The sequence below is a fragment of the Fulvimarina pelagi HTCC2506 genome (genome assembly GCF_000153705.1).
In the GTDB taxonomy this organism is placed as follows: Bacteria; Pseudomonadota; Alphaproteobacteria; order Rhizobiales; family Rhizobiaceae; genus Fulvimarina; species Fulvimarina pelagi.
In genome coordinates, this window is sequence record NZ_DS022272.1 from 2,545,999 (window position 1) to 2,559,252 (window position 13,254).

At 61.4% G+C, this 13,254-nt stretch carries 15 protein-coding genes; 10 read left to right on the forward strand and 5 right to left on the reverse strand.

Translation table 11 applies throughout. From position 1 onward, the window contains the following. The coding region (locus FP2506_RS11965; RefSeq protein ID WP_007067757.1) for a DnaJ C-terminal domain-containing protein at positions 1-1,003 on the reverse strand (1,003 nt) is incomplete at its 3' end. 223 nt (positions 1,004-1,226) lie between these two features. Between FP2506_RS11965 and pdxH the strand changes: the two genes are divergently transcribed. Both pdxH and FP2506_RS11975 read left to right on the forward strand, forming a co-directional pair. Next, positions 1,227-1,865 (forward strand): pyridoxamine 5'-phosphate oxidase, encoded by a 639-nt coding sequence (pdxH, locus tag FP2506_RS11970; protein WP_007067759.1) that lies wholly within the window; start codon positions 1,227-1,229, stop codon positions 1,863-1,865. Positions 1,866-1,890: 25 nt separating this feature from the next. Further along, on the forward strand, positions 1,891-2,580 hold the full coding sequence (locus tag FP2506_RS11975) for a TIGR04283 family arsenosugar biosynthesis glycosyltransferase (RefSeq protein WP_007067760.1): 690 nt from the start codon (positions 1,891-1,893) through the stop codon (positions 2,578-2,580). A 16-nt stretch (positions 2,581-2,596) separates the two neighbouring features. Here FP2506_RS11975 and FP2506_RS11980 read toward each other — a convergent pair whose 3' ends face one another. After that, positions 2,597-2,788, reverse strand: coding sequence for a hypothetical protein (locus tag FP2506_RS11980; protein ID WP_148227559.1), 192 nt, complete (start codon positions 2,786-2,788; stop codon positions 2,597-2,599). Positions 2,789-2,900: 112 nt separating this feature from the next. On the opposite strand from FP2506_RS11980, the gene FP2506_RS11985 reads away from it, so the two are divergent. Further along, a complete protein-coding gene (locus FP2506_RS11985) occupies positions 2,901-3,809 on the forward strand; it encodes a LysR substrate-binding domain-containing protein (RefSeq protein ID WP_007067762.1) in 909 nt (302 codons plus the stop codon). 31 nt (positions 3,810-3,840) lie between these two features. Next, positions 3,841-4,446: a TIGR04282 family arsenosugar biosynthesis glycosyltransferase gene (locus tag FP2506_RS11990; protein ID WP_007067763.1), complete on the forward strand. Its 606-nt coding sequence runs from the start codon at positions 3,841-3,843 to the stop codon at positions 4,444-4,446. Here the strand turns inward: FP2506_RS11990 and FP2506_RS11995 are convergent. The 3 genes from FP2506_RS11995 to FP2506_RS12005 form a co-directional block, all read right to left on the reverse strand. Next, complete coding sequence (locus FP2506_RS11995) at positions 4,443-5,162, reverse strand: NAD-dependent deacylase (protein ID WP_007067764.1); 720 nt, start codon at positions 5,160-5,162, stop codon at positions 4,443-4,445. The two genes, FP2506_RS11990 and FP2506_RS11995, sit on opposite strands and share 4 nt — an antisense overlap. A gap of 4 nt (positions 5,163-5,166) precedes the next feature. Further along, a complete protein-coding gene (gene tldD, locus FP2506_RS12000) occupies positions 5,167-6,582 on the reverse strand; it encodes a metalloprotease TldD (RefSeq protein ID WP_040489834.1) in 1,416 nt (471 codons plus the stop codon). Positions 6,583-6,683: 101 nt separating this feature from the next. Then, positions 6,684-7,274, reverse strand: coding sequence for an invasion associated locus B family protein (locus FP2506_RS12005; protein ID WP_007067766.1), 591 nt, complete (start codon positions 7,272-7,274; stop codon positions 6,684-6,686). Between the two features lie 538 nt (positions 7,275-7,812). Between FP2506_RS12005 and coxB the strand changes: the two genes are divergently transcribed. From coxB to FP2506_RS12035, 6 genes are all read left to right on the forward strand, one after another. Beyond that, positions 7,813-8,691 (forward strand): cytochrome c oxidase subunit II, encoded by an 879-nt coding sequence (gene coxB / locus FP2506_RS12010; RefSeq protein WP_007067767.1) that lies wholly within the window; start codon positions 7,813-7,815, stop codon positions 8,689-8,691. Between the two features lie 34 nt (positions 8,692-8,725). Next, entirely contained in the window at positions 8,726-10,327 is a 1,602-nt protein-coding gene (gene ctaD, locus FP2506_RS12015; RefSeq protein ID WP_007067768.1) for a cytochrome c oxidase subunit I, read from the forward strand. A gap of 204 nt (positions 10,328-10,531) precedes the next feature. Further along, a complete protein-coding gene (locus tag FP2506_RS12020) occupies positions 10,532-11,464 on the forward strand; it encodes a heme o synthase (protein WP_007067769.1) in 933 nt (310 codons plus the stop codon). Then, positions 11,461-11,607, forward strand: coding sequence for a hypothetical protein (locus tag FP2506_RS12025; RefSeq protein WP_007067770.1), 147 nt, complete (start codon positions 11,461-11,463; stop codon positions 11,605-11,607). Before FP2506_RS12020 ends, FP2506_RS12025 begins: the two co-directional genes overlap by 4 nt. Continuing rightward, positions 11,604-12,230 (forward strand): cytochrome c oxidase assembly protein, encoded by a 627-nt coding sequence (locus FP2506_RS12030; RefSeq protein ID WP_040489121.1) that lies wholly within the window; start codon positions 11,604-11,606, stop codon positions 12,228-12,230. The genes FP2506_RS12025 and FP2506_RS12030 overlap by 4 nt, the downstream gene beginning before the upstream one ends. Positions 12,231-12,341: 111 nt before the next feature. Next, on the forward strand, positions 12,342-13,211 hold the full coding sequence (locus FP2506_RS12035) for a cytochrome c oxidase subunit 3 (RefSeq protein WP_007067772.1): 870 nt from the start codon (positions 12,342-12,344) through the stop codon (positions 13,209-13,211). The last annotated feature ends 43 nt before the right edge of the window (positions 13,212-13,254 follow it).

A 13,254-nucleotide genomic window follows, 5' to 3' on the forward strand; every position in this document is an offset into this window, starting at 1 on the left:
ACGGGTCACTCCGCCATCGGCTCTTCGACAACTCGCGTTCAAGAATCGCGCGAAGCGGGTCGTCCTTGCCGGGCAGGGCGATCCGCGTCGTCACCAGCAGATCGTTGCGCGTGCCGATCTTGGTCGTCAGGCCCTTCCCCTTCAAGCGGAAGGTGCGGCCTGAGTCGGTTCCGGCCGGAATGGTGAGATTGACGCGGCCTTCCAGCGTCTCCACCGCGACCTTGCCGCCTGCGACAGCCGTTCGAAGCGGTAAAGGAACGTCCGCGCGTAGATCCCGACCATCGATACGGAAGCGATCGTGCGGCAGAATCTTAATGCGCACGAGTGCGTCGCCCGCCTGGCCGTGTGGTCCGGGCGCCGGCTGGCCCTGACCACGAAGTCGGATGGTCTGGCCGTCCTCGACGCCGTCGGGAAGCTTGATCGCCAAGCGCTTGCCGCTCGAAAATTCCACCTCGATCTTCCTGTCGGCGACGACGTCCTCGAGCGTAACAGAGAGTGTAGCCTCAATATCCGCGCCCTTGCGCGATGCTTCGCGGGCTGCCGAGAAGCCACCTCCTGCCGGCCCTGCGCCGGCGCCGGCTCCAGGCCGACGACCGCCACCCGAGCCTCCGAAAGCCGACGAGAAGAAGTCGGAGAAAATGGATTCGGCGTCGAATTGTGAGCCCGCGCCGCGTGACGAAGAAAAGTCGAAGCCACCGGTGCTCGCACCGCTGCGTGTTCGGGAGCCGAAGGGGCTGCTACCGCCTCCGAACCCACCGCCACCGAATCCCTGGAACTTCTGCTTGCCCTCGGCGTCGATCTCGCCGCGATCGAACTGACTGCGCTTTTCCTTGTCACCCAGGATCTCGTAGGCCTGGTTGGCTTCGTTGAAGCGGGTCGCAGCAGTCTTGTCGTTGGAGTTGGCGTCAGGGTGGTATTTTTTGGCGAGCTTGCGGAAAGCGGATTTGATCTCCTTCTCACTCGCCGATTTCGAAACACCGAGTACGGAGTAGGGATCGCGCATCGCGCTTGTCGTCCTTTTTCAGAAGAATGTCGTTTGGCCTATGAATGTCGATCCGGGCCCAGAAGTTCACATCGCAGACATATGGGTTGAAAACGAGGCCGTTGAAAGGGCTGGTCAGCCCCTGCCTGTCGGCGGCCCTGTCGCGGCGATGAACCGCTTTGGCGAACCACACCGGAGGGTCTATCTGCTGTCGCGTGCAGCATGAAAATGGAGAGCGTTTGCGATGGGTGAGAAAACTGTGGAGCGACTCGGCGATGTCAGGCTGGGCAGCGAACCTGTTGACGACGACCCATTCGCGCTTTTCGCCAGATGGTTCGAGGCGGCCGAGAAAAGTGAGATCAACGATCCGAATGCGCTTTCCCTTGCCACCGTCTTCCCGGACGGACAGCCGGATGTGAGGATCGTACTTCTGAAGGGCTTCGACGAGCGTGGCTTCGTCTTCTACACCAATTTCGAAAGTGCGAAGGGCCAGCAGTTGTTGGGTGCCATGCGCGCGGCGATTGCATTTCACTGGAAAACTCAGCAGCGGCAGGTTCGGGTACGGGGGACGATCGAGGTCGTCTCCGACGAGGAGGCGGACGCCTATTACGCCTCGCGCCCACGCGGCAGCCGCATCGGCGCCTGGGCGTCTCAGCAATCTCGGCCGCTCGAAAGCCGAGAGGTGCTGGAGACACGCGTGAAGGAACTCGAAGAACAATACGGTACTGGCGACATCCCGCGACCGCCGCACTGGTCCGGCTTCCGGCTTGTTCCGGTGGCGATCGAATTCTGGCAGAACGGCGAATACCGGCTGCATGACCGGGCGCTTTACGAGCGAGCGGACAAGGACGCGCCTTGGGTGATCACGCGGCTTTCGCCGTGAAGGCATCCGGCTCGAGTTTCAGCGCATGAACTCCGGGCTCTCTATCGTGATGCCGGTCCTGGACGAGGCCGAGACGATCGTGTCCGTCTTGCAGGGGGCGCGGCGAGCCTGCCCGGGGGCAGAGATCGTGCTCGTCGACGGCGGTAGCACCGACGATACAGTGGCAAAGGCGCGCGGCCTCCCGGACCTCGTCATTTCATCGCCGCCCGGGCGCGCGCGTCAAATGAATACGGGTGCAGATGCCGTATTCGGCGACGTCATCCTCTTTCTGCACGCCGATACGCAACTGCCGCATATGGCTGAAGGGGCCATCCTCGATGCTATCGCCAGCGGGGCTGACTGGGGTCGGTTCGATGTGCGGATCGAGGGACGGCCGGCGATCCTGCGTCTGGTCGGACCCCTGATGAACGCACGCTCTCGCCTGACCGGCGTCGCGACGGGCGATCAAGCAATCTTCGTGACAAAGGCCGCTTTCGTCCGCGTTGGTGGCTTTTCCGACATCCCGCTGATGGAGGACATCGACCTTTCCAAGCGGCTGCGGCGGATCTCGCGGCCTGCCTGCCTCCATTCGAAAGCGGTCACGTCAGGTCGCCGGTGGGAAGCGAACGGTCCGCTGAGGACGATCGTCACCATGTGGGCTTTGCGGCTGGCTTATTGGCTCGGCGTCTCTCCAAGAACCCTGGCAGAAATCTACGGCAGGCTCAAAGCGCGCTGAGACAACAGACGCGGTCCTATCGCAGGTGAAAACTGCGAGCCCGCGCCAGAGTTGGGCGCGCCGTCTCCTCAGCGATCGTCGCCGGCAGGCCGATATCTTTGCGCTGCCAGTCCGGCATTTCGTCCATCATACGCCGTAATACGCGGCGCTGCCGCGCAAGACGGCGCGAACGCCGATAAAGATTGAGAACATCGATCGGTCGGGTCACGTCAGCCTCCTTCCACACCCTTTGTCGGGTGGTTCTGATGGTGCTTGCAGTTGACCCGAAGCTAAGTGCGGCCTAATCTTCAATCAAACGAATTCTATCGAAGATATCTTCAATGAATCTGCATCTTCATCCGCAATCATCCGCGGTGATGCCACTGCTGGATATCGATCTCCTGAGGACCTTCGTCGCGATCATCGACGAAGGAAGTTTCGCCGCTGCGGCAAACAAAGTCGGGCGCTCGCCGTCTGCAATTTCCATGCAGGTGAAGCGCCTCGAAGACACCACCGGAACCGAACTCTTGAGACGCGACGCCCGGTCGGTGCGTCTGACAGCCGAAGGCGAAACCCTGCTCGGCTTTGCCCGCCAGTTCATGGATCTTAACCGAAGGGCGATTGGCGCGCTTGGCCGACCCGAACTTGAAGGGCAGCTTCATCTTGGCCTTCCCGACGACTACGGCGAGACCGTACTTCCCTCCATGCTGCGTCGGTTTTCTGAATCCTATCCCTCGGTCGTCGTCGACGTAACCATGCAGAACACACGTGAGACGCTGGCACTGTTCGACCGTGGCAAGCTGGATGTCGCGGTTTTCTCGTTCGACGAGGACGGTGGGAATGCAGTCGGTGCCGAATGTCTCTTTACCGACGCGCTCGTCTGGGTGGGCGCGCCGGGAGGAACGGCACATCTGCACGATCCGCTGCCGCTCGCCATGTGGGACGAGAGCTGCGTGTGGCGCCGTTCGGCGCTGGCGGCCCTGGAAAGGGTCGAACGGCCTTGGCGTGTCGCCTATACCTGCGCCCACACACCAGGCCAGCGTGCAGCCGTGCGTGCCGGTATCGCCATAGCGCCTGTCTCGCGCATTTTTGCAGGCGACGATGTCCGAATACTCGGCGAAGCGGATGGGTTGCCGCCGATGAACGATTATTCGATTGGCATGAAGCTGCGTGAGAATCCATCCGAGCAGGCGAAGGTCATCGCCCATCATCTACGAACGTTCTTCAGCACTCTTCGTGATAAGCGATAGCGCCTGTGGCTGACTTCGGCACCGAGGAAGCATGCCGTCTTTTGACCGTCCCACCGTCGTCGTTTTCGCCAAGGCACCGATCCTCGGCTTTGTGAAAACGCGCCTTGCACAGACGATCGGCGACGAAGCGGCGCTCGCGCTCTACAAGATGCTTTTGAAGCGCACGGTTGAAGAGGTCACCGATCCGCGTTGGGATACGGTCGTCGCCGCCACGCCCGACGAAACCGCTCTGGAAGACCGATACTGGCCCCATGGCGTGACGCGTATCAAGCAAGGCGGCGGTGATCTTGGCGCGCGAATGCTGCGACCGCTGTTGAAAGCCCGGATCAATGCGCCGGTCGCCGTCGTCGGCAGCGATGTTCCCAACCTTTCGGTCGCCGAAATCGCAGCGGCGTTTGAAGCCCTGCGCGAGCGACCCTTTGTATTCGGCCCGGCGGTGGATGGTGGCTTCTATCTTGTCGGCGTCGCCGACCGAGCGCCGAAGACAATATTCGACAATGTGGAATGGTCGACCGACGACACGTTGCGCCGGGTTCTCGACAACCTACCCGCGGATTCGGTGAGTTTCGTCGGAACCCTCGACGATCTCGATGACCGTGATTCGCTCAATCGGCATATCCAAGCCGGGCGGCTCTAGGATTTCGCGCCGGAAAGAACCTCTTCGACAAAGGCCGGCACCAACTTGCTTGCCGGTCCATGCCGTGCCTCGTCGAACTGGAAGCTGCCATCAGAGGGCTCGAGGTTCAGCTCCAGCGTGCGGATGCCGAGACGCCCTGCCTCGGACACGAAGCCGGCGGCGGGATAGACCGCGCCGCTGGTGCCGATCGAGACGAAAAGATCGGCCTGTTCGAGGCGCTCGAAGATCAGTTCCATATGATGCGGCATCTCGCCGAACCAGACGACGTCGGGCCGCAGGGTTCCGGTCTCGCCGCAGGCCTCACAGACCTCGGTGACGTGGAGGTCGCTGTGATGTTCGCGGGTGTCGCCGCAGATGGCGCAGAGCGAGCGGCGGAGGCGACCGTGCATGTGGATCACGTTCTCGGAGCCGCCGCGCTCGTGCAGGTCGTCGATGTTTTGAGTGACGAGGGTCAGGGTGCCGCCGAACTCCCGTTCGAGGCGGGCAAGGGCTTCGTGCGCAGGATTCGGCGAAATACCGTTCAGACCGGCACGCCGGGCATTGTAGAACGCCTGTACGCGTTCGGGATCGCGCGCAAAAGCTTCAGGCGTCGCGACGTCTTCGAGCCGCACCTTCGACCAGAGTCCGCCTTGGTCTCGATAGGTCGCGACGCCGGATTCGGCCGAAACGCCGGCACCGGTCAGGACAAAGATGGATTTCGGGCCGTCGAAGGCCACGCGATCAGGCCTCCGTCCCGCCGACCGTGATCTGGTTCATACGGAGATGCGGCTGGCCGACGCCCACGGGGACGCCCTGACCGTTCTTGCCGCACATGCCGATGCCGGTGTCGAGCGCCACATCATTGCCGACCATGGCGACGCGATGCATGGCGTCCGGGCCGTTACCGATCAGCATCGCGCCCTTCAGGGGCTCCTCGATCTTGCCTTTCCGGATGCGATAGGCCTCGGTGCAGCCGAAGACGAACTTGCCAGAGGTGATGTCGACCTGACCGCCGCCGAAGGAGACGGTGTAAATGCCGTCATCGACCGAGGCGATAATTTCGTCTGGCGTATAGGCGCCGCCGAGCATCATCGTGTTGGTCATGCGCGGCATCGGCGCGTGGGCGTAGGACTGGCGGCGACCATTGCCGGTGGCTTTGGCGCCCATCAGCCGGGCGTTCTGCCGGTCCTGCATGTAGCCGACGAGCTTACCGTCCTCGATCAACATGGTGCGGTTCGTCGGTGTACCCTCGTCGTCGATGGTCAGCGAGCCGCGACGCTCGGCGATCGTACCGTCGTCGACGACGGTGACGCCCTTGGCCGCGACCTGCTGGCCCATCAGGCCGGAAAAGGCGGAGGTCTTCTTACGGTTGAAATCTCCTTCGAGGCCGTGGCCCACCGCCTCATGTAGCATCACGCCAGGCCAGCCGGCGCCGAGAACGATGTCGAAGGCGCCCGCGGGGGCGGGCACCGCCCGCATGTTGACGCGAGCCTGGGCCAGAGCCTTGTCGGCAATCGCGCGCCAGGTGTCCTCCACCATGAATTCATCGAAGCCGGTACGGCCGCCCGCGCCAAAGGAACCGGTCTCCTGCCTCTCGTCGTCGCCGCAGACGACGGAGACGTTAAAGCGCACGAGGGGGCGGACATCGCGCACGAGCCGGCCATCGGCGCGCAGGATCTCGACCACCTGATATTGAGCACCGACCGTCGCCGAGACTTGACGCACATCGTCGCCCTGGTCGCGAAGATACTTGTCGACCGATTGGAGGAGTTTGACCCTTTCCTCGAAAGTCGGCGTGCCGATCGGGTTCTCCTCGCCGTAAAGCTTCGTATTCGTTCCGAGCGGTGGATCGGCATAGGTGCCGGCATAGCCGGTTTTCACGGTGGAAACGGCGTCGGACGCTCGCTTCAGAGCCTTGAGCGAGAATTCGTCGGCGTGCGCAAAACCCACTGCTTCGCCGGCGACGGCCCTGAGGCCGAATCCCTGATCGATGCCGAAATTGCCGGACTTCAGGCGACCGTTGTCGAAGGCAAGCGATTCGCTCTCTCGATATTCCAGATAGAGCTCGCCATCATCTGCACCGCGCAGCGTTTCCTCGAGGACTTTCTCCAGCTCGGCTTGGGACACGTCGAATCGGTCGATAAGGGACGTGGTCATCTGAGTTGCGGCTCCGTTCGGCGGGATCATCTGTGACGGCTGCGAAGATAGGTGCTTCCCGACGCCGCTCAATTCAAGACGCCCCGCTCGAGCGCTGCGACCTATTCGGCCGGCTCGTCCGGCGTTTCCGGTTCGCTCGGCTCCGGCTTCTTCAATGCGGCAAAAGCAGCGGTGAAGCCATCAAGCGAGACTGGAATGCCGATTCCCTGTTCCGGCGTCTGGAAGAACGAGAACGTCGCCTCGGTGCCCTTGGACAGTTTGTCGATAAGCTCCTCGTCCATCGCGACATCGGCGACGCAGCCGGTGTCGAAGCAACGCAGGAAAGGTGTGATCCCAATGAACTCGTCGTCTATATGAAGGCGAAGCCCGTTCGGCAGGATGATGCCAAGCGGTGCACGGGCCCTCAGGATGGTGCCGGTACCATCGGCAAGATGGAGGATGGACACCGCGAAACCGATCTCCTGGCGGTCGGGCGGCAGTACGACCTGGCGCATCAAACACTGTTCGCGCGGAGCGCCAGCCGGCGTCGAGCAGACGATGCCCCATGCGTCGTACTGTTCCTGGAGTCGGCCAATCGGTTCGGACGCAAACTGAGCAGCAGCTGGGCCAAGCCCAACCGCTAACATGGCGTTGAGGAGGATCGCTGACGGAATAAGCGACAGACGATCGAAGATTGCGGACGGGCGGAGCATCGGATCCTCGGCAGACGGTGACGGGACAGTACATATCCCTTTAGAGGCAGCGCTGGGTGGATGATGCGGCAGGAAGATGGCCCGATCCTGACATCTTCGTATTTGGTATGAGACGATCGCTTCAAAGAAGAGGCGCCGGGGTCAGGCGTTTGTCTGCGATGAGAGAGCAGGCGGCCGACGACTCCATCGCGGAATCGCCGGGAAACCAGCGGCTCGCTCGCGTGATCGGTTCTCCGAATATGCGCGATATCAAGCCCAGCAAGCCGTTTCTGGACCATGCCGCAGCGGGAATTCCTGGGAGGCTATGTCGCAATGGAACTAGTCCAAAAAGTGTTGCGAGTTCCCGGATTTCGTGGTTGAAGCGCTCAACCCAGGTCGCTGGACAAGACGCGCGTACCTGACGCGATCGTACCGGGTCGAAGAGCGCGAGGACATAGATCCCAGCTGACGATTCGAAGGACTGCCCGGCCGCTGCTGCCGGCTAAGGAGGAAAAGCGTGAGAGCTTGGAGCTTGACGGCCGGACTATGGCTGACCGGAATGGGGGCAGCTCTTGCCCAGGATGGCGGTGAACCGGTGGTCGGAAAACCGCATCCTTGGCAATTGGGGCTGCAGGAAGCTTTCTCGCCGATCGAAGAGCAGATCCATTGGTTCAGCGACTACACGCTCTGGTTCATTGTCCCAATCACGATCTTCGTCGCCGGGCTTTTGGGTTGGTGCATCGTGAAATACCGCGCGAGCGCGAACCCGAACCCGTCCCGCACCGCTCATAACACGACGATCGAAGTGATCTGGACGCTGGCTCCGGTGATCATTCTCCTCTTGCTTGCGATTCCGTCGTTCCAGCTTCTCACCGCGCAATACAACCCGCCGAGCGAGCCACAGCTCACCGTTAAGGCAACAGGCTACCAGTGGTACTGGGGTTACGAGTATCAGCCGACCGAGACGAGCGAGAGCGAAGCCGAGGGCACCGCGCCCGAGCCGGTATCCTTCGAGTCATATCCAGTCGATGAGGCGTCGATTGCCGATACGAAAGGCGATATCGAAACCTATCCGCGGCTCCTGGCGGTCGACAACGAGATGGTCGTGCCGGTCGATACGGTCGTGCGCATCATCTCGACCTCGGCTGACGTCCTCCACTCTTTTGCCGTGCCTTCGCTCGGCGTTAAGGTGGATGCGGTACCGGGCCGTGCCAACGAATACTGGTTCAGTGCAAGCCGCGAGGGCATCTTCTACGGCCAGTGCTCGGAGCTTTGCGGCGCTGCGCACTGGAACATGCCGATCGCCGTGCGCGCCGTATCCCAGGAGCAGTACGACGCTTGGTACGAGGCGGCCCGCGAGGACGTCGCCGGCGCCAACGAGCAGCTGAATGCTTCCATCGAGGCCGCCAAGGCCGAGCGCGCCGTTGCGTCGCGCTAACCGAATTCGTCAGGTTTAGGGAGACCTCAACACGATGGCTTACGAAGCCGCACACGGCGCCCATGACGATCACACCCCGTCATTCTGGGTTCGCTGGTTCTACTCGACGAACAACAAGGACATCGGTGTCCTCTACCTGATCTTCGCCATCATCGCCGGCGTGATCGGTGGTGCCCTGTCGATCGGCATCCGCGCCGAGCTTCAGGAGCCGGGGATGCAGATCTTCTCCGATCCGCAGATCTTCAACGTGTTCACGACCGGCCACGGTCTGATCATGATCTTCTTCATGGTCATGCCGGCGCTGATCGGCGGCTTCGGCAACTATTTCGTGCCGATCATGATCGGTGCGCCGGATACGGCCTTCCCGCGTGTGAACAACATCGCATTCTGGATGCTGCCGCCGTCCTTCCTGCTGCTGATTGCCTCGCTCTTCGTCGAGGGCGCGCCGGGTTCGAACGGTGCTGGTACGGGCTGGACGCTCTATCCGCCTCTTTCGACTTCGGGCCATCCGGGGCCTGCCGTCGATCTTGCGATCTTCTCGCTTCACCTCGCAGGCGCGTCCTCGCTGCTCGGCGCGATCAACCTGATCACGACGATTCTCAACATGCGCGCTCCGGGCATGACGCTCCACAAGATGCCGCTCTTCGTCTGGTCGCAGCTCGTGACCGCGTTCCTTCTGCTCTTGTCGCTTCCGGTCCTCGCTGGCGCCATCACCATGCTCCTGACGGACCGCAATTTCGGCACGACCTTCTTCGCGCCCGAAGGCGGCGGCGACCCGATCCTCTACCAGCACTTGTTCTGGTTCTTCGGTCACCCGGAAGTCTACATCCTGATCCTGCCGGCCTTCGGCATCGTCAGCCACATCGTATCGACCTTTTCCAAGAAGCCGGTCTTCGGCTATCTCGGCATGGCCTATGCCATGGTCGCCATCGGTGTCGTCGGCTTCGTCGTCTGGGCGCACCACATGTATACGAGCGGTATCTCGCTCAACACGCAGCGCTACTTCGTGTTCGCGACCATGGTGATCGCGGTGCCGACCGGCATCAAGATCTTCTCCTGGATCGCCACCATGTGGCACGGCTCAATCTCGTTCCGCACGCCGATGCTGTTCTCGATCGGCTTCATCTTCCTTTTCACCGTCGGCGGTGTGACGGGTGTGAAGCTCGCCAATGCCGGTATCGACCGCGTGCTGCACGACACCTATTACGTGGTGGCGCACTTCCACTACGTGTTGTCGCTGGGCGCCGTCTTCGCGCTCTTCGCGGGCTGGTACTACTGGTTCCCGAAGATGACCGGCTACAACTACAACGAGATGATCGGGAAGATCCACTTCTGGATGACGTTCATCGGCGTGAACATCGTCTTCTTCCCGCAGCATTTCCTCGGAGCTGCCGGCATGCCGCGCCGCTATGCCGACTATCCGGATGCCTTCGCAGGCTGGAACTACGTTTCCTCGATGGGCTCGTACCTCTCGGGTATCGCGGTTCTCGTCTTCCTCTACGGGGTCTGGGAAGCGTTCTACCGCAAGCGCGTCGCCGGCGAGAATCCGTGGGGCTCTGGCGCAACGACGCTCGAGTGGAAGCTGTCCTCGCCGCCGCCCTTCCACCAGTGGGAAGAGTTGCCGAGGGTGAGCTGAGGCACTGTCCTCAATCGCGGCGCAAAACGAAGCCCGGCCGGAATCGGTCGGGCTTTGCCGGATCGCAGACCATGCACCACGCGCATGCGTGTTGCATGGTTCACCGGGTAGGCGGTCTTCGCGGCGATTACGCCGGAATTTCCGTCGACGCAGTCACGAACCGAAGTGTTACAAGTTTCAGGTGACAGGAAACCGCCCTTGTCGATGATCGAGACCAACAGCCTGCCGCTCGCACCCCGAATTTCGCTCGCAGAGCCGCGCGATTATTTCGCGCTCCTCAAACCACGCGTGATGCAACTCGTCGTTCTGACGGCGGTGTGCGGGATGGCGAGCGCGCCGGGCTCGATCAATCCGTTCTTGGCGATCATTTCGATCCTGGCGATTGCCGTCGGAGCGGGCGCGTCCGGCGCTCTCAACATGTGGTACGATGCGGATATCGACGGCAACATGTCGCGTACGCGCCTGAGGCCGATTCCGTCAGGCCGGGTCGCGCCTGATGCGGCATTCGGCTTTGGCATTATTCTTTCGATCCTTTCCGTGATGACGCTGGGCCTCGCCGCGAACTGGTTCGCTGCAGGCTTCCTCGCCTTCACCATCTTTTTCTATGTCGTCGTCTATTCGATGGGCCTGAAGCGCTCGACTCCACAGAATATCGTCATCGGCGGTGCAGCCGGAGCCTTCCCGCCGATGATCGGCTGGGCCGCCGTCACGGGCGACGTCTCGATCGAGGGCTTCGTTCTCTTCCTCATCATCTTCCTCTGGACGCCGCCGCATTTCTGGGCGCTCGCGCTCTTCAAGATGCGCGAGTACGGCAATGTCGGCGTGCCGATGCTGCCGAACGTCGCCGGCGAGAAGACGACGCGCCGCCAGATCTTCGCCTACTCGCTACTCCTAGCCCCCGTCGGCGTCGCGCCGTTCCTGATGGGCTTCGCCGGACCGGTTTACGGTGCCGTCTCGCTCGTCATGGGCGGATTCTTCCTGAAAAAGGCCTACGCGGTGCTGCAGATGGACGACGGTGACCAGTTGATGATCCCTGCCAAGAAACTCTTCGGCTTCTCGATTCTCTACCTGTTCGGACTTTTCGTGACGCTGCTTGCGGAAACTGCCTCTATGGGCATTCTCGGAGTGATGGTTTGAGCCGAGAGGACGAGAACGAGACCGTCAGGCTGACACCGGAGGAGACGCGGGCACGGCGCAAACGCTCGATCGCGATTGCCGTCACGCTCGTCGCTCTGGTCGTAATCTTCTATGTCGTCTCCATCGTCAAAATAGGTGCATGATGGACAACGAAACCTCGACACGGAAACAGGACGAGAAGGCGCGACGGCGCGGGCTCATCATCGCCGCTTCCTGTACGGCCTTCATCTTCGGCATGGTCGGTGCGGCCTATGCCTCCGTCCCACTCTATGAACTGTTTTGCCAAGTCACCGGATATGGCGGTACGACGCAGCGGGCCGAGGCGAACGAACTTCAAGTCAGCGACAAGACGATCGAGGTCCGCTTCGACGGCAACACCGCTAAGGGCCTGCCCTGGACGTTCCGCCCCAACGATCGTTCCATCACTGTTCGCCTTGGCGAGACGTCGGAAACGAGCTATCAAGTCGTCAACAATTCCGATCGCCCGATTACAGGCCAGGCCCTCTACAACGTCACTCCAGACGCTGCGGGCATCTATTTCAATAAGATTGCCTGCTTCTGCTTTAACGAACAGACGTTGCAGCCCGGCGAAAGCGTCGAGATGCCAATTACCTTCTTCGTCGATCCGGAGGTTCTCGACGCCGAAGAACTGCAGGGCGGCTATGCGATCACTCTGTCATATACCTTTTTCCCGGTCGATGATCCGGACGAAGTGGTGAACGCCGCGCAATCGGAGTCTTCCGATCTGGCTGAAGGCGCTTTATGAAGATGGCAAATCGCGAGTTCGGGCGGAAGGGTTCGAACCGCAAAGTAAGAACAGTGGAAGACGCCGGGTCGCCTCGTAGTAGCGACGGCACATTGAGTGAGGAGAGGCGGCATGGCTGACGCACAGGCCAAACACGACTATCACATGGTGGATCCGAGCCCTTGGCCGCTCATCGGTTCGGTCGGCGCCTTCATCATGCTGTTCGGCGCCGTCGGTCTTTTTCGCTGGAGCAGCGGTCAGGATTTCAACTTCCTCGGCCTGCCGCTCGCCAATCCATGGGTCTTCGTTCTTGGTCTCGCGATCGTTCTTTACACCATGTATGCGTGGTGGTCGGACACGGTCAAAGAGAGCCTAGAAGGCAAGCACACTCGGGTCGTATCGCTCCATTTGCGCTACGGCATCATCATGTTCATCGCCTCCGAGGTGATGTTCTTCGTGGCCTGGTTCTGGGCTTTCTTCGACGCCAGCCTCTTCGCTAACGAAGCCATCCAGGAGTCGCGAACTCAAGTGCTAGGCGGGCAGTGGCCGCCGGCGGGGATCGAGGTGATCGACCCGCTTCACTTGCCTCTTTTTAACACGATCACGCTGCTCCTGTCAGGCACGACCGTGACATGGGCCCACCATGCGCTTCTGCACGGCGACCGCAGGGGCCTCATTACTGGGCTCGCGCTTACCGTCGCACTCGGTGTGGTCTTCTCCTACGTTCAGTACTACGAATACGTTCATGCGCCATTCGCCTTCTCCGGGTCGATTTACGGCGCGACGTTCTTTATGGCGACCGGCTTCCACGGCTTCCACGTCCTGATCGGTACGATCTTCCTGATCGTCTGCCTGATTCGCGCCTCGATCGGCCAGTTTACGCCACAGAAGCATTTCGGTTTCGAAGCGGCCGCCTGGTACTGGCATTTCGTCGACGTGGTGTGGCTGTTCCTCTTCTTCGCCGTCTATGTTTGGGGTGGCTGGGGCGCCGAATTCCACTGATCCAGAGGCACTGGAAGAGCTCATGGGAGGGCGGTGCCGCAAG